Here is a 21,230-nt window from a genome sequence, read left to right as displayed (position 1 = left end):
CAGCATGGGACTTCTCGATAAGTGCGTGGATGCACTTGAAGGTACCTTGGAGTACCTCGCAAAACACTTCATTCACAAAGACATGACCAGTTACTGCGAACTGGCCACTGCTGTGGGGTTGACCGATGCCGATATCGAGAAATCCCCGGATCTCAAAGATCCCTACACCTTGGTCAATAGTGATTACTCGCTACTGACAGTATTCGATCTCCAAGGTACCTACCAGATGCTCTCAGAAGCTGAGTTTTCAGAGATGCTGGAGTCCTTGCGTGTCCGAATGACTGGCTATATGCGCGAGAAAGGGCATAGCCTCACGTTCAGCTTCGAGCGTGATCCGGAACGGGCCACCGATGAGTTGATGCGCCTGGCCGAACCGCTACTGAACACTGCGCGGCGCATCGGCTTGAAAAGCGAGGACATCATCCTTGACCGCGTGAAGCGCAACGCTCCGCACTGTGCTTGGGAACAGAACCTGTTGGTTGTGTACACGCACCTGACTTCGTTGAGTAATGAGGAGCAGGATCGCGAGCTCGGCGAGCTGAGCAAGAAGGCATCAAAACACAAGCTCCCGCGACTGGTTTACGGGCAGAACCCTGCATTTGCCCTTGCCGCTCTCAAATATCGGCATGACACGATGATTGAGCGACTCATGGATGACTTCATCTCGTGCGGGGTCGAGGGTAAGAAAGGCATCATGATGAAGCCCCTAAGCGCCCACGAGGCGGCTAAGCGCATCAGGATCATGTTGAACCGCGAAGGTACTTCCCAGAAATTCCGGCCCCAGATCGTGGGTGATCGCTTTATGTTTCGCGGGGCTACCGATGCAAAGGATTTCTCGGAACTTGTTCCGCCACGGCTTAGCTATCAGATCTGCAGCAACGATGTGGAGCCCGTAGGCAATTACGTCAAAACGGACAGCCTGTGGCACGGCTCGCTTGCGATGGAGCTTGGTCCACAAGACGTTGTGCACTTCACCAAACTCTTTTCGGCCGTTGGCAAGAAGGATCCGTGGAGGATTCGATTCGATATCGCACCAGGCGGTCTTTCGATGATGCGCGCCCGCCGATTGATGGTTGGTTTCGTCGGGGTTCTTCCAGACAACAGGCCTATTCGTGATTCCTTCAAAATGCTGGAGACCATTGCGAAGGATGAAGCCGTGATGTCTATGAAGGTCATGGCTTCTTCCTGGAGTACCACGAAGGCTGACCTAGAGACTCGACTTTCTCGACTGGAAAAAGCCATTCAGTCCTGGGGTACCTGCCAAGTTCAAAAAACGCATGGCGATCCCATGGCCGCACTTGCTTCCTCCATCCCCGGCTTTACCACCAAAAATACCGCTAACCGACTTCTTCCTCCCCTCAAGGAAGCCATGAACATGTTGCCGCTGCAGCGGCCGGCAACCCCGTGGCCCGATAATGGCTCGTGGATCACACGAACACCAGACGGGAAGATTTATCCCATTGGTCTTGGTAGCTCGATTCAGGATACCTGGATCGAGCTTGTTTCAGGCATCCCGGGCTCGGGTAAGTCGGTTGCAGCTAACTGCATGCACAACGCGACTCTTCATCGTCCAGGTGCTACCCAGCTCCCCTTGCTGACGATTGTGGATGTTGGTCCATCGTCCTCAGGTTTGATCCAGATGATCCAGGATTCGCTGCCAGATCATCGTAAGTCTGAAGCTGCATATCTCAGACTGCAGAACAGCCGCGATTTCGCATCGAACCCATTTGACCCCCAGCTGGGGGCGCGTCAGCCCACTCGCCGCGAACGCGAATACTGCGTCGACTTCTTGAACTTGCTCTGTGCCAGCGTCGCCACTGATGGTCAAGGCGGGGCCAAAGCCCGCACGCCTTCCGACTGTGCTGCAGTGAACGAAATGCTCATGACCCTCGTGTATGACGACAAAGCGGGTCGAGGTGCGAATCAGTATGAGCCGGATGTGGTGCCCGCTGTTGACAAAGTGCTAGCCGAGTCGGGCATCAGCGCTGAGCATGACGAGAAGTGGTGGAGCGCTGCAACCTGGTACGAAGTGACTGACATGCTATTCGCTGCTGGTTATGTGCGTGAATCGACCTTAGCTCACCGCCAAGCGACCCCCGTCCTACCCGACTTCACGGCGATGCTGAACAACGAAGGCGTGCGGCAGACCTTTGGTGAAATCAAAACCGCCGCGGGCGAACCGCTGCTGAAATACATGAGCCGTTGCTTCACTTTGGCATCGACAACCTACGCCGTATTTTCCGGGCGCACCCGATTTGAAGTCGATTCGACGACGCGAGTTATTTCGGTGGATCTCAACGACGTTATCGGATCGAAAACACCTGAGGGGTCGATTAAAACCTCCTGCATGTACATGTTCGCCCGCCACTTGGGGGCGAAGAACTACTTCCTCCGCGAGGAGGATATCCGTCTCGTAGCTCCCCCGCTGTACCTCGACTATCACCTGAAACGTGCCGAGGATGTGGCTTCGCAGCAGAAGACCATTGCCTATGACGAATGGCACAACACCGAAGGCATGGATACCCCAGTGCAAACGCTGGTGAAGGACGGCCGTGAAGGCCGGAAGTGGGGTATCCGAATTATGGTGATTTCGCAGTATCTGCGAGATTTCCCGCTCCCCTTGCTCAATGCAGCCACATCGGTCTACGTGTTGCGCGGCGGCAACGTGGATGACGAAAACGTGCTGCGGGAGACCTTCAAGGTATCTCACGAAACGATCCAGCAGCTGCACCTGCAGTGCACGGGCCCAGGGCGCAACGGTGCCAACATGCTCGCTCTGTTTAAGACGAACCAAGGCACGATCACCCAGATTCTGACCAACACAACTGGTCCTCTCGAGCTCTGGGCAATGTCCACCACTCAGCAAGATACGGCGCTGCGAACCGAGTTGTACAAGCGAATTGGTCCTATGGCTGCTCGCCAGGTCCTCGCCAAGCGCTTCCCGCTGGGCACCGCCAAAACTTACATCGAGGCACTCGAATACTCGTCCCAATCCAACACCAAGCTGAGCGTCGTGAAGCAATTGGCAGAGGATCTGGTAACCGAGTACTACACCGACCGAAGCCACCGAGGAGAACACGTATGAAGAACATTTTCCGCATTACTCCTCTGGCCATAGCATTACTGGTCGGGTCCGCTGGCTCTACCCCTGCGTACGCGCTCTGCGACGGCTGTGTCGTTGGGGCGATCGGTACCTCAACAGTTACATTGACTGGGGCAATCGCCGCTACTACAGCGTCAGTGAGCGCAATGAACCTGTCGGTTAGTCAGCTGCTTTACCAAGTGGGGACCGCGACCACGCAAGGGGCTAGCAAAGTAGCTAACACCATTGAGACTGCAGCTCGGGTGCAACGGGAGTTCGATGCCAATCAGGAGCGCAGCCGTCGGTATGAGAATGCCCGCCAAAATTACTACGTGCCTAACTCGATCTGCAGCGAATCCGGCTCAGGCGGCTTTAACGAGGTTAGAGCGGGGGTTGCTGCTGTAAAAGCATCCATCCGCTCAGGGGGAGGGGGCAAAGCTGCCAGCACTAAAATCAACCAAGCTCTGACTGCCCCCGCACAGCCCCCTTCGATCGATGCGATGCGCTCAGCGAGCATCCATGCGGACTACTGCGATACTGACGATTACGCTGCATATGGTGGTGCCACTGCCTGCCCAGCCGTTTCGACAACGATGCCCGGGGCCGACAAGCGTCTGGACTCGCTGACGATCGGTGCCGGCAAGGATGGAAAGGATCAGGACCTCACATTTACACAGGCACAAACCGACGCAGCCAGGATGTATACGCAAAACTCCGCAAGACGTTCAGTGGCTCCTCAACTCAAGAAGGGGCAAGCCGAGTCTGACGCAGGTGTCCAGTACATCGGTTTGATGAACCAGTACAACTCAATCATATCTGCTGCGACCGATCCTCAAGACCAAATGATCGCCGCAAGCCAGCCTCTGGACTCAACGAAGGATCTGCTGAAAGAAGCGCGCACCTCAAAATCAGCTGAATCCTATTACCAGAAGATCGCTTCTGCAGAAGCTAAACGCACAGGGACAATGTCGGCTCGCGAATTTGAGTACTTCGAAGTCGGGCGCCGTTACGCAAACACTGAGTACCAGGCCGACCTGCAGAACATGACTGGCGATAACCTGGTGCGAGAGCAGATCCGTGTCCAAGCGCAGACCAATTGGTTGCTCCTCGAGCTGCGCAACGATGTGACGCGCGGGAACATCATCAACGGCCTGAACCTGGCCAGCTCCGCACGACAGGAATTCGAGCCTGTACTGGGCGAAAAGTACCGTGCAGTAAATGGTCGCATGGGGGGTACCAACTGATGAGTGACGAGCAACAAAAACCTTCCAAGTCTGATGACCAACCGCAGCCCTCCAAGGTACGTCGAGGGCTATCCATCGGACTGCACGTGGTGCTTCCATTCTGGGCCATGCGTCAAACGTATCGGTTGGCAAAGAACGAAGTAGCCAGGTCCAAGGAACATTTGGGGATCATTCGGCAGCTTTCGGCTGAAGCTAAAGAGACGCTTCGCGACCGCCGCGAGAAGGCCGATGATGAACAGCAGTCGTTCAGCGAGGCGATGAACAGCCGCAAGCCTGGATCAATGTCCATTCCCGAGCTCTATCGCTACTTCCTATCACGCAAGCGCGCCTGCCAACTGGCTGCTCTAGTCCTTGGACTCTTCGCGGCTCTCGGCATCCTGCTAGGGGTTCATTTCGACTCGTCGAAGGGTGTAATCCAGGGCTTGCTCTCGATCGCAACGGCAATGCCGCTGCTCTTTGCGATGGCGCTGAGTGCGCAGCTTCGCCTCTGGCAGCTCAAAACGCAGCGCCTTTCAAAAGCTGAGAAGGGTGGCTTGAAGGACTTTTTCCGGGAAAACCGGAATTGGTTCTGGCAGCTACTTGATCCGGAATACGGTCACTTGAAAGGAGGCCGGCCATGAGGACTCAACACAAAGCGCTTGCAGCGCTTACTGCCATGCTCTGCAGCACTCTCGCTTGGGCTGACAGCACCACACTGGGCGAGATTTCGGAAGCGGCCAAACGCAGTGGCGATAAATCGCGTGAGGCACTTGTATCCATCTATGGCCAGGTCGTGAACAACCCATTAGCCGCGGCCGGCGGAAGTGGCGACACGATCCTCGCGAACATCTTCCAGGTATTCAACAGCGCTTTACTTGTTGTGGGTGCGATGTGGGCTTGCTATATCGTATTCCGGAAGCTGACGCGCACTGCCCACGATGGCTCTATCTTCGACCGTCAGCAATCCTCGTCGTGGGGGCCGGTGCGACTCGTGTGGGGTGTCGTCTCGTTGGTTCCGACTGCCAACGGATGGTCGCTCTCGCAGCTGTTGATGCTGTGGTCGGCATCAGTAATGGGTGTTGGAGTGGCCAACCTGGGCGTCGATGCTGCGATCTCCAGTTTTGAAGATGGCCAATCGATGGTCGTGCAGCCAGTCATGCCGTCTACGGCCGCTCTGGCGCACAGCGTTTATGAAGCGAATCTCTGCTTGCACGGCATCAACGCCGGCATCGCTCAAGCCCAAGCAAGCGGTGGACTTGTCATCCCAGGTGGCTACATCCAGCAGACCGCGACGAACAAGGGTTTCATCCTCAAGAACAACAGCTTTGTCTGCGGGGGAGCGGACATCAGCGGCGATCTCACAGCACAACCAGCCTCCACCAACGTCATCAGTGGCACCATCGATGTCGCCGACATTAGGAAGGCGCACCTGGATGCCCTGAAGGCGATGCAGGCCTCCTTGAGCCAGTCCGCCCAGTCATTTGTAAATGCCTCCGTGCAGCGTGCAAATGGTTCAAAAACAGCGTTGCCCGATAGCGAATACGCCATCCAGATCGCTGCACAAACCTACGAAAACTCGGTCAACAAGGTGGCCGGTACCAAACAGGGCGATATCAAGCGGCTTGCTCAAGAGCTCAGCTCGAATATCAGTAAATCAGGGTGGTGGGTACTCGGTGCGTGGTACCAGACATTCGCTCAAGCCAACACCAAGCTTTCTGACGCCATGGCAGCCAAAGCAACCGTGTTCGGCATGTCGACCAGTGGCGACCCTTCAGTCGTATCCGTGTATGACGAAGCCTACGCGGCCTACAAGGCCCAGCAGGAAACAACGTCCTACACGCCTACCGCTGGCACCAGTACCAGTGGCGACTATTCCAAAGGGGTTGTGGGTGCGGATGCCGGCAACATTATCGGCAGTATGTTTGCTGCGCCTGGTCAGCGAATTGTGAACTACCTGATCGATGTCAATGCTGGCGGCGAAGGCCTGGGCCAGCTCAATCCGCTGATCAAAATGAAGAACCTGGGCGACTACACGATGGTTGCGGCCGAGACCGCCATGGGCGCTTACGTGACTGCTAAGGCCATCGAGAAGGTGAAAGATGGGTGGAGCGTCGCCGGCGTATTCGCCAAGGTGGCAAACGCGGTTACATCGGTGGGTGATGCTTTGAGCGGTGTCCTTGAAGGGGTATCGCCTTTCATCATCGGCCTCGTTCTGGCGATGTTTATCCTGGGCGGTACGCTCTCCACCTATCTTCCCATGGTCCCGTTCATCATCTGGTTCGGCGCAGCTGTCAATTGGTTAGTGGTGGTTGGCGAGGCGATCATTGCAGCACCGCTGTGGGCCTTCACGCATTTGGGCAGCGAAGGGGAGGGCATGGGCCACAAAACCTCCCATGGCTATATTTTCCTGCTGAACGTGATGATCCGTCCTGCGCTGATGGTTGTCGGTTTCTTCCTAGGCGGGGCTGCGCTCATCGCAGGGGGCACATTGCTCAATCAAGGCTTTGGGATCGCCCTGGCCAACGCACAGTTCGATTCCGTGACCGGGTTGTTCTCGATCATCTTCTTCTTGGCTATCTACTGCGGCATGTGTTTGACCTTGGTTCACAGCTGCTTCAACCTGATCTTGATCGTTCCCGACCAGGTCATTAACTGGGTCGGTGGTCACGCTGCAGCATCGGTTGGCCGTGAGGACAACGAAAGAATGCGCAACGCAATGAACATCTTCGGCAGCCGCCTCGAGCACTTGATGCCCAAGGGCGGAGCCGGGGGCGATAACAAGGTCAATAAGGGAGGCGATGGGATCAAGGGATGATCAAATCGGGGGCCTTCGGGCCCCTTATCAATTGAGCATTGACCTGTCAATGGGTCATGGTAGAATGAACCTAACCTAATTCCGTATTGTGTATCTCATACGGACTTTTGAGGGGATCGATATGAATATTATCTGGTGGGTCCTTCGTCCTTTTTACTGGCTCGGTCTGTTGCCAGTGATAGCCGTATTCCTGGTTGCCTGTGCCCAGTTCTCCAGGGATACCGAGGTATCGCTGGGGATCATGGCCATCGCGCTGGTTTATTTCGGGATCGGCTACCTGCTGTTCGCGGTAGCTCCACGCTACTTCAAATCGCGCCTCGATCGCATGGTCGAGAAGGTCAAGCTGACGGGCTTCAAACCCAGCCACGAAGCTGTCTCGGTAATGTTCAACCGCTATGTCGGCTTCGATGCCGCCGCGAAGAAGGCCTTGTACGTCGACGTCAATCTGAACAGCGCAACGGTGATTGATTTCGATCAGGTGTCCAGCTGGGAGCTGGTACCCGATAAGAGCCCACACCTGCTGTTCAAATTGGTGACCCGCGTGCCGAACTTGCATGAGATCGGGGTACGCATCAAGGCGAACCAGTTTGGTGCCTGGAAGTCGGATATGCACTCTCTGTTCGGCTGACCACGAAATTCAAAGGAATTGATGTTTTATGAACCTGAAAATGACTGCCGCCGCATGCGTTGTCATGGGCCTCCTGAATGGATGCAATGACAAGGAACCGTCCGCACCTGCATCTGCTCCTGTACCTACGCCTAAGCAAGGCCAGAGTGAGCAGACCCAGCCTGTGGAACCGGCAAAACCAGCACAGGTGATCGACACTTCTGTCCCGCTCAACCAATACCAGGACCTGGCTCAAAACAATGGCCAGCCACTGACCTACCTGGTGCTGGCAAAGGCCCCTGGTGCCACGACGGAAGACAAGATGGGCTACCTGTCCCCCGACTACCTGGCCACCAACGACTCGTTCAAGCGCAAGGACATCGAAGCGGCACAGTGGCCTGCCTTCGAGGCATCGCTGAAAACCTATGCCGCGAATGACTACTACTCGCTGCCGATTTCTGGTTTTGGGGTATCGAGCGTACTGAGCATGCAGAACATTTCGGTCGGTCCATACGATTTCAGCACGCATTCTTTCCCCCTGGCCAGCTATGGGCAGTACTGCTGGGCCAATCCGGTTCGTAATGCCCAAGGAATGAACCTGCAAGTTAAGCCATCGGCGTTCCCATGCAGCTTGGAAGTCAAAGACGCAGCACAGGCACGAGTCATCGAGGAAGCCAGGGCCAAAGGCAGCCTTGACCTGCGAGGCACTTTGTATCTGTACATCCCCGAAGCCGATGGTAACACCGCAGTAGGTCAGGTCGTGCGCGGCTCGATCGACCTGGTCAACCAACAAACCAATCAGGTTATGGCGAACTTCACCATGTGACGATCTAAAGCGAAGGAGGTGGCCTATGAAGCAACTTGTGACTCGCGAGCCGTGGTGGGCTCAACCGCCCAAACCCGGGCAAAGTGACAAAGACTGCACGTGGGGCTACCTCGAGCGCTACGACGACGGGTCGTTCTCGTTCGATCAGGCCAATCGCCCAAGCGATGAAGAAATTCAAAACCGAAAGGGATGCCGAGTGCCGCCGCACTCTACGTCGCCCTCGACCGGGATTTTACAAGGCAAGGAGACTTCGATGAGTGCGAACTCGATCCAAGAATGGCAAGGCGTCCTGCAGGACATTGCTGAACAGAAACGGCATCGCCTGACGGGCAGCGAGTACAAGGAGGTCATCGCCGCGATCGAGGCGCAGCCTAAGGACATCGAAAGCCTGCACATAGCTCGTCAACTGGTGGCCAAATTGGCTCAGCACCAGGGCCATGAATCCGAAGCCCCCTTTCGTGATCAAAGCCTGAACCGAGTGTTCAATGTAGAGAAGATGCCTGCAGCACCTGCAGAAGGCGACGAGCGCCTACGCGAGCGCGTCATTGCTGGTACCACGATCTTCAAGTCTCGGGAGTTCGATCACACATCTGAGCCATCGAAGCTCAATGATCGCGGGGAGCCTGGCCGACTTGTTCACGGGAAACGCCTTGACGTATTTCACAACACCGAAGGCCCCGGCGATAAATTCGAAGTCTTTCAGGTGCGTACCTCCACGCACATTCCGTACAGCACCGGCATTCCTGGTAAGCCAGTCGACGGCGAGCGTAAGCCTCATGGGGTGTTCCATAGCTTCGAAGAAGCAGGCAAAAGCATCGACAAGACGGTGGGGGTGGTGAGGCACTCTGAGATGATCAGACAACGCCAGGCCGAGCACGGTATCCACTGGAAGGAAGCACCACCTGCACCGAAACCCCGGGCGCCGCGGCCGGCTTAAACATCCATGAGAGGGCCGCGGCCCTCTCGTTCATTTGGAGCAAGCGTGTGATTCTTCAATTCAAGTTTTTCAACACCGAACAACAGGAAACGGCTCTTTTCCAGACTGAAATCGACCTGAACGGGTTGGTAGCTGTCGCAGAGTCAAAACGCGCAATGATTCAAGAAAAGGGCAAGGCCTTCGCGCAGAGCGCTGTCCCATTCTGGGCCGGCGAGATGGTGAAAGCTATCGAAGAGAACGATGAGCAGGCGATCAACCGGCATGCCATTCAAGCCGCGATGGCGGCTTGGTTGGCTGATTCGGTTTTCGACGGTGCTACCAAAGTTGATTACGAGTCGAGTTACCTAGAATTTAACGTACACCCATTGGGTATGGTCGTTCTGAATCGGCACCCGATGGCAAGGTATAAGGCGCCTCCTGGGGCGCCTTCCAATTAAAGGATGATGAAGGGGCAGGCCGAGCTGTGGCAGACGGTCGTGCCCCTGGCTTGCACTGGCTCCGCTCGGTCGATGTCGATGAGGCCTTGACCCAGCGGGACTGTACAGACCACACCGTCGACCATGATCAACGCGCTGGATTGGCAAGCCTGGTCAGAGCGAGCCTGAAGCAGATGCGCATACGCGTTCTTGATGTCCTGAACGCCCTGCAATAAAACGCAACGATGAGTATTCATGATTCCCCTCCTCACGCTGCGCCGGCAATTTCTGCAGCGCGCCGGGTAACGATGATCACCGGAATTGGAAGGGACAGCTCGTCCCGCACAATCAGAGCTTTGCTTTGACTGTACATCGAGCTGGCCAGCTGTCGGCGGGCAAGCATCGAGCCAATGCTCGACTGAGTGGATTGGGTGGTTTTGCCATTGCACGGCACAACCAACGATTCACCAGGCTTCAACTCAGCCAGGGCTTGAGAAACATTACTGCACGAGATTTTGAGTTCCATATATTGCTCCTAGAGATGGGGTAGCCGCCCCGGGTTGAAAATACGTACGTACGTACTTATAATAACCACTGTCGCATGGCTTGTCAGCCAGAAATGAAAAATCCCTAGAACCAATTGGCATCAACACTCACGGAAGGAGAGCGGTATGAAACGAGCAGTCGGTGTAAATGCGGGGTTAGGACTGTTGCTAGTAGCAACAGTCAGCGTGGCAGCTGAGGAACAGGGACCAGCTCCTGTTGCAGCGAACCTCACCGCCCAGTTCTATGACGTGGCAGAGTCAGCGGTGGACATTCAAGTCCTGCAGCAATCAGCGCTGGCAGCGACAGTGGTGGCGACCGCGCCGGGTGGACATGTGTGCACCTACGAGATGGTCCCGGCTCCTGCTGATTCACAGGCTCCCCATGGTTGGTTGATTGCACACACGAGCTGCAAGTCTTAACGAGCCAGAGGAGAGGGAGCATGACTAACCAGACAACCAGTCAGTCTGGTAACGATGGGTGGCAGGAATTTGAACACGGCGGCCAACGATGGTCTTTCAACGAGGATGAATTGGCCCAGCTCGATGAAGAAGACGGGAGCTTTCACTTTGTGCGCTACCACCGCCTCCAGCAGCCGGACATTGAATGTGTGAAGATACTCATTGACGATATGTGACCATTAGCCCGCCTTGCGCGGGCTGAACCCGTCCAAATGACTTATCGTCGCCCTGAATACCTCACAGGAATTCGTATGCAATCCAATAATCATCCCGCCGCGCCTGACAGCTTTGAGCGCTCTCGTCTGGCGGATCTGGTCAAGCTCCATGAGGCTATCGCGACGCTGGGCCAGGCACCCGACTATATGGCGGTGATAGAGCAGCGTTCAGCGCTGTATGACAGTGTGCGCGAGCTTCACCCTACGCTGATAAGTACCGAGGAAGCTTCGGCTCTCAATCTGCTGATTGGCTCAATGGCCGAGACGCGCAGGGAAACGCTTGGCGTTTGAAATTGTAACCTTCTCCAGCCTAGTGTCACTGCCGACACCAAGCGCGGGCTGCTCAAAGCGGCGCAAAGTCAGGTAGCAAGCTTCTTTGCCCTATAGAGATCCTGAATTCGTGTGGCTGATACTCCAGCAAGTTTGGCCAATAACGAATGGGGAATAACACCGAGGAGGTGGTCATACCTTGCTGCTCGGGAGACCCGCTCGTAAGGCTTCACACCCAGAAAGTCCCTACGCTTCTCAATGACGCTGTAGGGCACACCCACGATGCGGCTGATCTTGGCGATCGACATGCAGTGCAGAAGGGATTCGTAGCCCAGCAAGGGGCCATGGCTGTCCTGCAGAGGGACGACCTCACTGGGCTGCAGCAGCGGCGCAACAGGTGCAAACCCCAAAGACTCTCTCGCTTTCTGCACGGCGTCCAGGTGCACACCAGACACTCGAGCTATGTCCTGGTCGCTAACGAAGCCGAATAGTGACTTGTAGGGCCTCAGGGGGTGTCCAATGGGTAACCTCTGCTCCCGCGGCTTGGGCCTGAACACCGGCAAGATTCCTTGCGACTCCCGGTAGTTTTTCACCATGTGGGACGATACACCGCATCGAGTAGCAACAGAGCGATCGGAAATCACGCCCAGAAGATGCGTATAAGGGGCAATGGCCTGGGCAACCGTGTAAACCGGCAGCCCGTACGCTTCACGCCGGCGTTTGATAGCATGCCTCGAAGTGCCCACCTGAAGGGAGAGGTGGAGATCCTTCATGGTGCCCAGCAGGTGGTCATAGTCACGGGGTTTCCCGATCGCAGCCGGATTCACGACCTTCGGCACGCTTGCATCCATTCAATGCTCCAACACTTGCTCTATGCCGCCTGCGCATCTGATCAGCAAATGCCCGACCCAGTTGTGCGGCAAAAGGAACATGTTACCAGTCCTTCAACATAGAATTCATACAGGCCTTTGGGCGGACGCGGTGATCTTTCTGACAGTCCAGCACTCCACCCTAAAGGGATGTCCCCGATAGCGAGGTGGCAGAACGTGCAACCACCCAAGGCACCGAATCCGGCAAGGATCGCTCCACACCTGGTCACGCTGACGACTCGCCCCCCGGAAGGAGAATGGAGGTATGAGATCAAGTACGACGGGTATCGTCTGTTAGCCCGGATCGATGGTGACCAGGTGCAGCTATTCACCAAGAACGGTCATGACTGGACCGATCGCATGCCACTGCTTGCCAAAGACCTCCGCCGCCTGGCTGTACATTCAGCCTGGCTTGATGGCGAGGTCGTGATCCAGGAAGACGACGGTCGACCTGCCTTTCAAGCCCTGCAGTCGGCGTTCGCCACAAGGGCGACGGATGACCTGGTCTACGTCGCCTTCGACTTAATGTACCTCAATGGTGCGGATCTTCGGGGTGAAGCCGTTGAGCTAAGGCGGCAAGTTCTCGAGGCTCTGCTCGAGCATTGTGCCCTGCAGCGGGTCCGCTACTCCGCAGCCTTGGATGCAGACCCTTTGCAACTGCTTGCCAATGCCTGCCGGATGAACCTTGAAGGCATCGTAGGCAAGAGAGACGGAAGCCGCTACAGCAGCACCCGGGACGGCGCCTGGGTGAAGCTTAAGTGCGGCAGTCGACAAGAATTCGTCATTGCCGGTTACACACGCGCTGCAGGTGGCATTGGATCGCTATTGCTGGGACTGCATGACGACGATGGCCAGCTGGTCTACGCAGGGAAAGTTCGTTCTGGCTTCAGCGGGCGTACTCTGGAAGCTCTGCGGGTTGCTCTCGCACCGCTTGTGCAGGATCGCCCCTCTCTTGCCGACCCACCTCGAATGAAAAGCGCAGGGGTTGTATGGCTAGCCCCGCACCAGGTGTGTGAAGTGAAGTTCGCTGAGATTACCCCTGCCGGCAAGGTCAGGCACGCGGTGTTCGTCGGGCTACGCGATGACAAGCCGGCCGACGCTATAAGCCTGGAGAGCGACAGCGAGCCGGTATGAGCGGACGTTTTGAGGCGTCCTGGGAGGTGGGTTTGTATCAGGTGGATATCGAGGCCGAGGCCTGCGTGATCCAGTGCGAGATCACAAACCTGGTTACAGCTGAACCTCAACCTGGTGCCTGGTCAAGTGATTGGGATGCCGTGGGATACCACGAACTTGAGTTCAGGGTGGTATCTGGTCAAGCGTTCGATACGGATGGCACATCCGTGGATCTTGGACGCAATGGCTGCGCTGAGCTTGCAGAACGCTACGCTGAGTACATAGAGGCCGAGCTGTGGCGTCACCTCAATGCGCAACAACTGACCGGTTAGGTTCAGCGTCTGCAAGCCGGCGGCGGCAGCTTAGAAATGAATTTGCTTGAACTGCGCGATTTGTCCTTTCTCAAGCATACGGACTGCCCCGCTGGTTTGGGGGCGAAGGTACTTGAGATCTTTCACATCGATTTTGAGCTTGCGAGCGGCCTCATCCCAATCTGCAGTTGCCAGGTTCAAAAGCAGCAAGGTGCCGGCATTTTTGATGAAGTCAGAGCTGAAATGAGCCGGGGACTGTCCAGCAAGGAGGATCGACAAACCGAATTTTCGCATTTCAGTAACGATGATGTTTATGGGGTTACTGACATCTTCATCGTTGAATTTTTTTGATTCATCGAGAACTACTAAACGACGAAGTTTCCCACCTGACTCACCCCGCTGCATCATCTCGCGGATGATTGAGCGGAGGCGAAAGCGAACGAACATTTTAAGTTCGTCTTCTGATTGAGCCAAGGGTTTCAAGTTGTAGCGACGAACCCTCGCATTACCAAAGGGAGGAGGATTGGGATTGAATACACCGGTTGCATGCAAATTCTCCAAGCGTGTAATTACGCTCAACACAACGTCTTTACTGTGATACTTGATGGCATCCTCAAACTCATGTCCGGTTTCGATATTATTCAGAAACGTCTTGTGAGCCTCCTCCGCTTTGTCCTTAGCTGCATTGAGTCGCTTTTGCTGCACCTCCATATCGGAATCATCGCCGCGTGCTTTTGCCTTTGCGAGCTCCGTGCGGCGTTTATTCACTGCCGACATACACCGGCAGTATTCCTCAAAGCAACTCAAGGCTTTCTTCCCATCGCCACTGTCGTCGACGCCCATCCAGAGTGATCGCAATTTTCGCTTCGCGAGTCGAATCACATCAGGGAGGGTGGGATAGACTCCGCGAAGCTCATTCCACTGCTTGGTCTGAATGATGTGGCGAATTTCATCCTCAGTCGCTTCCCGACGCACCCAGGTGCGCGGGTCGCCAGGCAAGATTCCCCGAGCAGTATAGGCGTCTGTAAGGAGGTGGCGAAGCACGCCTTCCTGGTTGCCTCCGAGCTTTCTGGATGTCGAGTTGATTGACTCGATAACGTCGTTCACTGCCCGACGGACACCGCCATAATGCGGGTCAGTATTCAGAATGAGCGGGTTGAATCCAAAGCGCGACGACTCGCTGAACATGACGGTCTCAGCACCAGGGATCTCGATGTCGCCGTGATAATCGAAGATATCAATTTCAACATCTTCATTCATGTTGGTCACGAATTCGCGGATCCAGTGCGTTTTACCAGCACCAGAAGTACCAGCCACGCCGACATGATGATTAGATACGCGATCCTCAGACCACACGACGGGTAACTCAACATTGTCTTTTTTGAGTTTCCAGTAGTCATTCCCCAATTTGATAGCTGTGGACATATATTCTCCTTAGTCGTCGAAGGCTTCTTCGGGGATGTCTAAATCATCCGCTTCGTCACCAAGCAACTCCTCAAATTCGTCTTCTTCACGTACCTGATGGTAATACCCAGTCAAACCTTGAGCTTCGGCAGCGTGCACAGCTTTGCGGGCCGCTTGGAACAATACGATGCCGCGCTGCTCTGGGGTTACTTCAAATCGGGTAATTCCATCCAAGTGCGCCGCAGTGGATACGACCTCATCAAGGATAGGATCATCAAGTTTCGGATAGTAAGCTGATTCGACTCTGCGCAGCTGAGCCGTAATATAGTCAACCGAATGGTGATCAGTGGTGCTGATCTTCTCTGCGCTATGAGGCAGTCTCGAATATTCCGGACGTTCAATTTGAAGGAACCGGTTAATTCGGGCAGATAGTTTGCTAGTTTTTTTGTGCTCATCCGGGATGTAGAAGCTAGAGCTCGGCACGACGCTATCTTTGAAGATGACCATGCCTTCGCCCGCTTGGAGCTTTTTCAAGTCAGGCAGCTCGATCTTGTTGCGCTTTTCAATATTGGCCCCCGCTTGGGCGCGGAAGGAAGATTGCATGGCTCCGGAGCTTTCGTCATACCCACCCAGGACACTGTAATACCCTTCACCACCAGCCTTGCGGATGAAGTCATAGGTGTCCTCGGGATCTTCCAGTGCGAGTACCCACTTAACCTTGGTGTTGGCCAGCATCGAGGCGGCTTCGTCAGCTGCCTCGCCACGTTTCAGACCTTGCATGTCCTGAACTGCCGCAACCATCATGAAGCCCAGACTTCGAGCTTGTGCGAACATTACAGCGATCCCGGCCGCGAAGTAGTACGCCAGCTCATCACTGATGATGAGGTAGGGGTTGGGCGCATTGGTCGCTTTTGTATCCAACACCTGCTCTTTCGTCCCCTCCAGTTTGTAGCCGAGGTTTTGAGCCATCATCAAGCGGATGGACGAGATGTAGAGTTTACCCAGCGATGCCGCTTCGGAGGCCGATTTCTCCAGGCTCGGGATCATCACCACGAGCAGCCTATCGTTGAGCAATACATCCATCATGTCGATTTCAGGATGCTTGTCGCTGAATACATGCGAATAGGTATCCATCATCATGGAGAAGATTCGGGAGAATTGACCAGTCAAATAGCCATGCTGGTTAAATACTTCGGCATCCCATTTGGAGGGATCGTCCACAAGGTCGGGGTTGAAACCAGGAAGGCCTGTCTCAAAGTAAGCTTTGATCGGAAGATAGGCAGTCTCGGGTATCAGTCCCTGTTGACCCTCTTTGTAAAGTTCAACCAGGTTCTTGAGTGCCAGATAATGGCGGAAAGTGGCGACAGAAATTTCGATTTCGCCCCTGGCTCGTTTGTAGCAAAGCGTCCTGATCACTGCGTCGACCATGTTGATTGCTTTTTCCTGCCACTTTGCTCCATCGCCACTGGCCGCTGGCAACAGCGACGCCAGGAGCTGCAGCAAAAAGTCGGCCGCACCATCACCGAACGGATTCAGCGAGTTCGACTGAGCCCGAAAATCTGGGGTCCATTCTTTACCGTTCTCGCGAGCCACCATGCTGTCGAAGGGGTCCATACCCCCCGTCAAATAGTTGAGAATTAGGAAATCGTCTTCACGGCCAAGGCGCCTGGCGAGCGACCATAGGCAAAACGCCAGGTTAGAGTCTGCTTTGCCGTCGGCATAGCAAGCACCCGATCCCCAGCAAAGTGCGTTGAAGAACAACGCCATGAGAGTTTCACTTTTGCCACTGCCGGTGGTTCCTGGAATCCACATATGCGTACGGCAATCGGAATTATTGAGCCAAAGTTCTCGACCTTCGTCCTCGCTTCGAGCAATGCCCTCTGCGTTTGGCGTTCGCAAATACCCAAGGTACATAATGCCACCTGCAGCCAAGAGCTTGCGGAACGTTCTTGAGCTTTTGAATAAGCCCCATAAGGTTTTTTGCTCGACCAGCTCCTCATAATAATCAGTTCGATCTTTGCCGCCGATGTCTTTAGGCATCCGCAATGGCATTCGAAATCGCTGGTCGTTGAATGACATTACCATCATGCACATGACGAGTATCCATACTGGCCACGCGGCCGGTTGATACACCATCAGTCCAATAAGTGCGAGCATCGCAAGCTTAAAGTTGTTGGGCCGGTGAAGCGAGACCATGAATCGGGTCCAGCCTGACCGGGTGTCCCTGGACAAACGTCCCGCTTGGATCTCGTGTTGAGAATCGATAGCCATTATGGTCTCCTACGCGCTCAAGGAAATGCCAATAGCGCGCTCAAATTGCAAGCTAAGCGCTTTCTTGAAAAGTGCAGCACCGTGGATACGGGCAATTACGGCTCGACCTCGTTCCGCTGCTTTAACTTGGGATTCCGGAATGCTGTTATCTAGGCGATGACATACGAAATCAGTGAGGAATTGACTGAGCGGCTGTGCCTGTTTCAGCATATCCTTCCAATAGTCGACACCATGCTCTCGAATAATACAGTCCGGATCAGTGCCTTCTGGCAGGAACAGGAATTGCGCATTTGTTCCGTCGCGCATTTCTTCTAAAACAACTGCAGATGATCTCAATGCTGCATTACGCCCTGCTTTATCGCCATCGAAGGCGAAGGTAACCGTATCAGCATTCTGAAAGAGCCGACGTATTTGCGTATTGGTTAGAGCCGTCCCCATTGGAGCAACAGCGCGCGGTTCGCCAGCCTGGTGGAGACTGATAACATCAAAAAACCCTTCAACCACTACTGCATGCTTGCTGGCTCGAATAAATTGCCGAGCAATGTGGAAGGCATATAGCTCCTCACCCTTCCGAAACAGCTTCGTCTCAGGCGAATTAATATATTTAGGCGTTCTATCTGGTTTCTCGACTACAGACCGCCCTGCAAACCCAATAAGCGCGTTTGCCTGGTTGTAAATAGGGATCATAATCCGGCTACGGAATCTGTCGAATATCCGGCCATCCTCAGCCTCACAGACAAGGCCGCAGTCAATCAGGGTCTGCCGGTCGTGCCGTTTAAGCAGAAGATCCGCAATACCCGTACCGACGGTTCCCAACCCATATTTTTCGATTGTGTCGGGCGTCAGTGCGCGTTGCTGGGTCAGATAACCAAACGCTTTCACATTCCTATGTATCCCCCCCATGTAGAGCGCCAAGGCGTCTTTGAGGGCGCGATACATGGCTGCCATTTCAGCATTCCTTGCTTGGTCATCCGGAGTAGCCTGGCTCGTCTCTGGAAGTTGGATTCCCGAAAACTCGGCAACTGCTGCAACAGCATCAGGGAAGGGGAGGTGGTGGTGATCCATCATCCACGTGATCGCGTCACCCTTAGCGGAACATCCGTAGCAGCGGTAGAAATTACGCTCAGGGGAAACACTAAACGACGGCGTCTTTTCCTTGTGGAACGGACAGCAGGCACTGAAGTTTTTACCGGATTTCTTCAGTGTGATGTCACGCGAGATCAACCCAACCAAATCCGCCTCGTTACGGACTCGATCGAGAAACTCGTCACTGTATCTAACGTACTTCCCCATGAGCGATTCCTACTGAGCTTGGGTCTGTTCCAGCCACTGGGCAATAGCTGCCGCCTGGTTGGGTAGAGTGAGCGGCGTCTGAGCGCCCTGTTGGTTGATCACAGTTGGAGTACCGAGGAACTGCAGTTTCCGGAAGACCTGGTCGTTCGCTCTCACATGGGTAAGACCTTCCTCGCAAACCGGCCCTTCAATCGGACGCCCCTTGGCAATGGCTTTCCACATTGATGCGCGCTGCTCGACCGGGGCGCAAAGCATCTGCGCGATTGGCTTGGCAGAGCCCTCGCCACCGATCACCGATACTGGGAAGATTTCAACGGTATGATCCGCGGCGAGCTGTTCCAGCTCGGGCTCGAATTTCTGGCAGTGGGGGCATGACGGATCGGAGAAGATGTAGACAGTCCCTTTTGCCCCTTCGGAGAGCTTCACCGAGTACTTGCCCGTGGCTACCCCGGCTTTGATCGCCTCCCTGACGACTTTCGGGTCTGCCGGCTTGGGCAGCCCTGGGATGTTGGCGAGGTCAGGCGCGGGCTGTTGCAACGGCTGTGGGCGCTGGGGTGTGAAAACCGGCGCAGGAGGTTGAGTGCCGTTGCCTGGATCGTACTGGGCCTCGGTTGGAGCCTGCAGGCCGGTAAGCTTGGCCGCAAACATGTTCAGCCCGAGAGCAAAGATCACTGCGAAAGCTGGGATGATTCCCCATTTCACAATGCCCTTGGCCCGGGAGGACCAGCGCCGGCGCAGCCCATGCGAGACGATCGCTGCCTGGAGCGCCTCAAAGGCGTCTGTCGCCAGTTGTTCGGTGCCAAAGGACTCAAGAACAACCTGCTCCAGTTTCCCACCGAAAGCACTCGTCACGAGGAGCTGCTTACCCTCTCGCTTCAGCGACAGCCCGCGCTCCAGCGGCAACAACGAGACGCTCCGTTCTTCACCCGTCGAGCCGAAATGAATGTGGAGAGTGTTATCGTATTGACGGATCTTGTCTCGGTTTTTCATTGGCTATCTCCTGTATTCGGGTCGACGAGACCAAGCTTGGCCAAGTAATTTTCAACCCCGTCGATTGCATCTTCGATAAATGGCTCGGTTAGCCTATAACCTGTGTCATCGGCAAAACTTTCCCAGTGGGTTTGCGTATAGACTGCCCCAGCTTCCATAAGCGGAGCTTTACGCTTTCCTAAATTCAGGGCGTAGAACAAGGGACGGTCCATACCTTTCAGCCAACGAAACTGTGACGATGGCAGTTTCCCCAAGTTACTAGCTTGTTGATGCATGGCGTACAGCATCGTTCTGGGATAGGGGTGTTTATTCAGCCAGGCTTGAGCCTCTGGGTGCGCGGCGTATTTCTTGAAGGCATTCTCGGCCAAGCTCAGGTCGGGATAGCCTTTTTTCCCTTCGTGAGTGTTGTGGTGACAAGAACGATTGAGAGCGTCCAGCAGCTCCTGGGCTTTCTTCATATCGCGACCATCCGATAACAGCCGGGCTCCAAAGACGGCGAATAGTGCTCGTTCAGTAAAACTCAGCTCATTCAAGTTTTTGATAGGACTGCCCAAGTCCTTGACCAATAATTCCCGGCAACGCTCGCGATCAAGCCTACGGTTGACGATGAGGCCATGTTGCAAAGCCCATTCTTCTGGGTGTATCGCACTTCTGTGTTCAGGAGGGTCTTCATTCAGAAGCAGTGTATGCGGATCACCGTAATACAATGATGGAATGATTGCCGGCGAATGGTTAGACATGACCCACGGGAGTGTTTCTACAGTGATAACGCGGCGAGTTTTGTTGGCTGGATGGCGATGCGCCGCGCGGAATCCACGCAGTGCCAACAAGATAGGGACGAAAATGAAAAAGTAGCCTGAAATATTGAGTAGGCGTAGCAAGTCGGCGAATTTTACTTGCGAGGGGTTCATCGCAAGTTGGGCCGCTTCGTATCGCCATTGGCGAATCTGATCTGGCATAAATGACCAGTCGAACACGCCCAATTGGTACCAAGCCCATTTCAAACCCCAATAGCTAATGGTGCCATGCCAACGGTGCCAACACATCCAGCCGAATACCACAGGAACTGCGATCATGAGCAGCCACACTGCCCACATGCCGTCCGATTCGACTTGGTTATTGCGCGCCATAGTTCCTCCTAGAATCGCAATGAGTTGTTATATACGCGCTGTATATAGGGGTATTTGTATTTGGGAGTTCTTGAGTGGTAATGGCCTACGCCATCCCAGAAGCTCCCGCCGGCTTGGTTGATCTCATACCGAAGGATGTAAGCGCCGGCCCTAGCCGCCCAGCAGAAATCACTTGTGATGAGCTCAGGGGCTACGCCGAACTCGCTTTGCAGTCGGTTTGCCCAAACCGTGTTGATTTGAAAAGGTCCGTGATCGACCGTCCCGTTCTTATTAAGGCTCTTCAATGGTTCGCCGCTGCCGCTCTCGGTCAGCCATACAGCGATTAGGCCGCGCAATGGCAGGCTGTAATCCCGGGCGGCCTGCACCATGCAGGCAGGCACCAGGTCTTGGGCGACATCAGGCGGTGGTGCAGGTATTGGAACCATTAGGCAATCCTTCCGTAATGACCCGTGAT

At 55.0% G+C, this 21,230-nt stretch carries 22 protein-coding genes; 13 read left to right on the top strand and 9 right to left on the bottom strand.

Translation table 11 applies throughout. The annotated features are described in order from the left end of the window. Positions 1 to 4 precede the first annotated feature (4 nt). The 8 genes from NPS58_RS28900 to NPS58_RS28865 all read left to right on the top strand — a co-directional run bounded on the left by NPS58_RS28900 (position 5) and on the right by NPS58_RS28865 (position 9,927). The gene (locus NPS58_RS28900; protein WP_232879620.1) at positions 5 to 3,085 is read left to right on the top strand and encodes a hypothetical protein; all 3,081 of its coding nucleotides are present in this window, start codon (positions 5 to 7) and stop codon (positions 3,083 to 3,085) included. Further along, positions 3,082 to 4,326 (top strand): conjugal transfer protein TraW, encoded by a 1,245-nt coding sequence (traW, locus tag NPS58_RS28895; protein ID WP_121757896.1) that lies wholly within the window; start codon positions 3,082 to 3,084, stop codon positions 4,324 to 4,326. The genes NPS58_RS28900 and traW overlap by 4 nt, the downstream gene beginning before the upstream one ends. Then, entirely contained in the window at positions 4,326 to 4,946 is a 621-nt protein-coding gene (locus tag NPS58_RS28890; RefSeq protein ID WP_121757895.1) for a hypothetical protein, read from the top strand. Before traW ends, NPS58_RS28890 begins: the two co-directional genes overlap by 1 nt. Next, the gene (locus NPS58_RS28885; RefSeq protein WP_054912963.1) at positions 4,943 to 7,120 is read left to right on the top strand and encodes a DotA/TraY family protein; all 2,178 of its coding nucleotides are present in this window, start codon (positions 4,943 to 4,945) and stop codon (positions 7,118 to 7,120) included. Before NPS58_RS28890 ends, NPS58_RS28885 begins: the two co-directional genes overlap by 4 nt. Before the next feature lie 121 nt (positions 7,121 to 7,241). Beyond that, positions 7,242 to 7,748 (top strand): hypothetical protein, encoded by a 507-nt coding sequence (locus NPS58_RS28880; RefSeq protein ID WP_121757894.1) that lies wholly within the window; start codon positions 7,242 to 7,244, stop codon positions 7,746 to 7,748. Positions 7,749 to 7,776: 28 nt separating this feature from the next. After that, the gene (locus NPS58_RS28875) at positions 7,777 to 8,553 is read left to right on the top strand and encodes a hypothetical protein (RefSeq protein WP_232879621.1); all 777 of its coding nucleotides are present in this window, start codon (positions 7,777 to 7,779) and stop codon (positions 8,551 to 8,553) included. Positions 8,554 to 8,578: 25 nt separating this feature from the next. After that, on the top strand, positions 8,579 to 9,490 hold the full coding sequence (locus NPS58_RS28870) for a hypothetical protein (protein ID WP_208722306.1): 912 nt from the start codon (positions 8,579 to 8,581) through the stop codon (positions 9,488 to 9,490). A 47-nt stretch (positions 9,491 to 9,537) separates the two neighbouring features. Further along, on the top strand, positions 9,538 to 9,927 hold the full coding sequence (locus tag NPS58_RS28865) for a hypothetical protein (protein ID WP_121757893.1): 390 nt from the start codon (positions 9,538 to 9,540) through the stop codon (positions 9,925 to 9,927). Here the strand turns inward: NPS58_RS28865 and NPS58_RS28860 are convergent. Together NPS58_RS28860 and NPS58_RS28855 are read right to left on the bottom strand one after the other, a co-directional pair. Continuing rightward, complete coding sequence (locus NPS58_RS28860) at positions 9,924 to 10,163, bottom strand: hypothetical protein (RefSeq protein WP_121757892.1); 240 nt, start codon at positions 10,161 to 10,163, stop codon at positions 9,924 to 9,926. The genes NPS58_RS28865 and NPS58_RS28860 overlap by 4 nt on opposite strands. Positions 10,164 to 10,174: 11 nt before the next feature. Further along, entirely contained in the window at positions 10,175 to 10,432 is a 258-nt protein-coding gene (locus NPS58_RS28855; protein WP_121757891.1) for a hypothetical protein, read from the bottom strand. Between the two features lie 145 nt (positions 10,433 to 10,577). Between NPS58_RS28855 and NPS58_RS28850 the strand changes: the two genes are divergently transcribed. From NPS58_RS28850 to NPS58_RS28840, 3 genes are all read left to right on the top strand, one after another. Continuing rightward, positions 10,578 to 10,871, top strand: a complete 294-nt coding sequence (locus tag NPS58_RS28850; RefSeq protein ID WP_121757890.1) for a hypothetical protein — start codon at positions 10,578 to 10,580, stop codon at positions 10,869 to 10,871. 20 nt (positions 10,872 to 10,891) lie between these two features. Continuing rightward, the gene (locus NPS58_RS28845) at positions 10,892 to 11,086 is read left to right on the top strand and encodes a hypothetical protein (protein ID WP_121757889.1); all 195 of its coding nucleotides are present in this window, start codon (positions 10,892 to 10,894) and stop codon (positions 11,084 to 11,086) included. A 75-nt stretch (positions 11,087 to 11,161) separates the two neighbouring features. After that, on the top strand, positions 11,162 to 11,416 hold the full coding sequence (locus tag NPS58_RS28840; RefSeq protein ID WP_121757888.1) for a hypothetical protein: 255 nt from the start codon (positions 11,162 to 11,164) through the stop codon (positions 11,414 to 11,416). 68 nt (positions 11,417 to 11,484) lie between these two features. On the opposite strand, the gene NPS58_RS28835 is transcribed toward NPS58_RS28840, so the two are convergent. Further along, complete coding sequence (locus NPS58_RS28835) at positions 11,485 to 12,246, bottom strand: hypothetical protein (RefSeq protein ID WP_232879622.1); 762 nt, start codon at positions 12,244 to 12,246, stop codon at positions 11,485 to 11,487. 195 nt (positions 12,247 to 12,441) lie between these two features. Between NPS58_RS28835 and ligD the strand changes: the two genes are divergently transcribed. Continuing rightward, entirely contained in the window at positions 12,442 to 13,398 is a 957-nt protein-coding gene (gene ligD / locus NPS58_RS28830) for a non-homologous end-joining DNA ligase (protein ID WP_162998301.1), read from the top strand. After that, positions 13,395 to 13,709 carry a hypothetical protein gene (locus NPS58_RS28825; RefSeq protein ID WP_121757930.1) on the top strand — a complete coding sequence of 105 codons (315 nt, stop codon included), beginning with the start codon at positions 13,395 to 13,397 and terminating at the stop codon, positions 13,707 to 13,709. The genes ligD and NPS58_RS28825 overlap by 4 nt, the downstream gene beginning before the upstream one ends. A 30-nt stretch (positions 13,710 to 13,739) precedes the next feature. Here NPS58_RS28825 and NPS58_RS28820 read toward each other — a convergent pair whose 3' ends face one another. The 6 genes from NPS58_RS28820 to NPS58_RS28795 are packed head-to-tail and all read right to left on the bottom strand — an operon-like array spanning position 13,740 to position 21,201. After that, positions 13,740 to 15,113 (bottom strand): hypothetical protein, encoded by a 1,374-nt coding sequence (locus NPS58_RS28820; RefSeq protein ID WP_121757929.1) that lies wholly within the window; start codon positions 15,111 to 15,113, stop codon positions 13,740 to 13,742. 9 nt (positions 15,114 to 15,122) lie between these two features. Then, positions 15,123 to 17,363, bottom strand: a complete 2,241-nt coding sequence (locus NPS58_RS28815; RefSeq protein WP_121757928.1) for a hypothetical protein — start codon at positions 17,361 to 17,363, stop codon at positions 15,123 to 15,125. Between the two features lie 9 nt (positions 17,364 to 17,372). Beyond that, positions 17,373 to 18,656: a DNA primase gene (gene dnaG, locus NPS58_RS28810; protein ID WP_232879609.1), complete on the bottom strand. Its 1,284-nt coding sequence runs from the start codon at positions 18,654 to 18,656 to the stop codon at positions 17,373 to 17,375. 9 nt (positions 18,657 to 18,665) lie between these two features. Continuing rightward, the gene (locus NPS58_RS28805) at positions 18,666 to 19,646 is read right to left on the bottom strand and encodes a DsbC family protein (RefSeq protein ID WP_121757926.1); all 981 of its coding nucleotides are present in this window, start codon (positions 19,644 to 19,646) and stop codon (positions 18,666 to 18,668) included. After that, positions 19,643 to 20,776 carry a conjugal transfer protein TrbA gene (locus NPS58_RS28800; protein ID WP_121757925.1) on the bottom strand — a complete coding sequence of 378 codons (1,134 nt, stop codon included), beginning with the start codon at positions 20,774 to 20,776 and terminating at the stop codon, positions 19,643 to 19,645. Before NPS58_RS28800 ends, NPS58_RS28805 begins: the two co-directional genes overlap by 4 nt. An 8-nt stretch (positions 20,777 to 20,784) precedes the next feature. Beyond that, complete coding sequence (locus NPS58_RS28795; RefSeq protein ID WP_060512877.1) at positions 20,785 to 21,201, bottom strand: lytic transglycosylase domain-containing protein; 417 nt, start codon at positions 21,199 to 21,201, stop codon at positions 20,785 to 20,787. Positions 21,202 to 21,230: the final 29 nt, after the last annotated feature.

It is taken from the genome of Pseudomonas putida (assembly GCF_028682455.1).
Taxonomy (GTDB): Bacteria; Pseudomonadota; Gammaproteobacteria; order Pseudomonadales; family Pseudomonadaceae; genus Aquipseudomonas; species Aquipseudomonas putida_AA.
This window is presented reverse-complemented; position numbering and strand designations above follow the sequence as displayed.

Coding starts and splice junctions, on each gene's coding strand:
- NPS58_RS28900 (WP_232879620.1), top strand. CDS start 5: ATGGGACTTCTCGATAAGTGCGTGGATGCACTTGAAGGTACCTTGGAG.
- traW (WP_121757896.1), top strand. CDS start 3,082: ATGAAGAACATTTTCCGCATTACTCCTCTGGCCATAGCATTACTGGTC.
- NPS58_RS28890 (WP_121757895.1), top strand. CDS start 4,326: ATGAGTGACGAGCAACAAAAACCTTCCAAGTCTGATGACCAACCGCAG.
- NPS58_RS28885 (WP_054912963.1), top strand. CDS start 4,943: ATGAGGACTCAACACAAAGCGCTTGCAGCGCTTACTGCCATGCTCTGC.
- NPS58_RS28880 (WP_121757894.1), top strand. CDS start 7,242: ATGAATATTATCTGGTGGGTCCTTCGTCCTTTTTACTGGCTCGGTCTG.
- NPS58_RS28875 (WP_232879621.1), top strand. CDS start 7,777: ATGAACCTGAAAATGACTGCCGCCGCATGCGTTGTCATGGGCCTCCTG.
- NPS58_RS28870 (WP_208722306.1), top strand. CDS start 8,579: ATGAAGCAACTTGTGACTCGCGAGCCGTGGTGGGCTCAACCGCCCAAA.
- NPS58_RS28860 (WP_121757892.1), bottom strand. CDS start 10,163: ATGAATACTCATCGTTGCGTTTTATTGCAGGGCGTTCAGGACATCAAG.
- NPS58_RS28855 (WP_121757891.1), bottom strand. CDS start 10,432: ATGGAACTCAAAATCTCGTGCAGTAATGTTTCTCAAGCCCTGGCTGAG.
- NPS58_RS28850 (WP_121757890.1), top strand. CDS start 10,578: ATGAAACGAGCAGTCGGTGTAAATGCGGGGTTAGGACTGTTGCTAGTA.
- NPS58_RS28845 (WP_121757889.1), top strand. CDS start 10,892: ATGACTAACCAGACAACCAGTCAGTCTGGTAACGATGGGTGGCAGGAA.
- NPS58_RS28840 (WP_121757888.1), top strand. CDS start 11,162: ATGCAATCCAATAATCATCCCGCCGCGCCTGACAGCTTTGAGCGCTCT.
- NPS58_RS28835 (WP_232879622.1), bottom strand. CDS start 12,246: ATGGATGCAAGCGTGCCGAAGGTCGTGAATCCGGCTGCGATCGGGAAA.
- NPS58_RS28825 (WP_121757930.1), top strand. CDS start 13,395: ATGAGCGGACGTTTTGAGGCGTCCTGGGAGGTGGGTTTGTATCAGGTG.
- NPS58_RS28820 (WP_121757929.1), bottom strand. CDS start 15,113: ATGTCCACAGCTATCAAATTGGGGAATGACTACTGGAAACTCAAAAAA.
- NPS58_RS28815 (WP_121757928.1), bottom strand. CDS start 17,363: ATGGCTATCGATTCTCAACACGAGATCCAAGCGGGACGTTTGTCCAGG.
- dnaG (WP_232879609.1), bottom strand. CDS start 18,656: ATGGGGAAGTACGTTAGATACAGTGACGAGTTTCTCGATCGAGTCCGT.
- NPS58_RS28805 (WP_121757926.1), bottom strand. CDS start 19,646: ATGAAAAACCGAGACAAGATCCGTCAATACGATAACACTCTCCACATT.
- NPS58_RS28800 (WP_121757925.1), bottom strand. CDS start 20,776: ATGGCGCGCAATAACCAAGTCGAATCGGACGGCATGTGGGCAGTGTGG.
- NPS58_RS28795 (WP_060512877.1), bottom strand. CDS start 21,201: ATGGTTCCAATACCTGCACCACCGCCTGATGTCGCCCAAGACCTGGTG.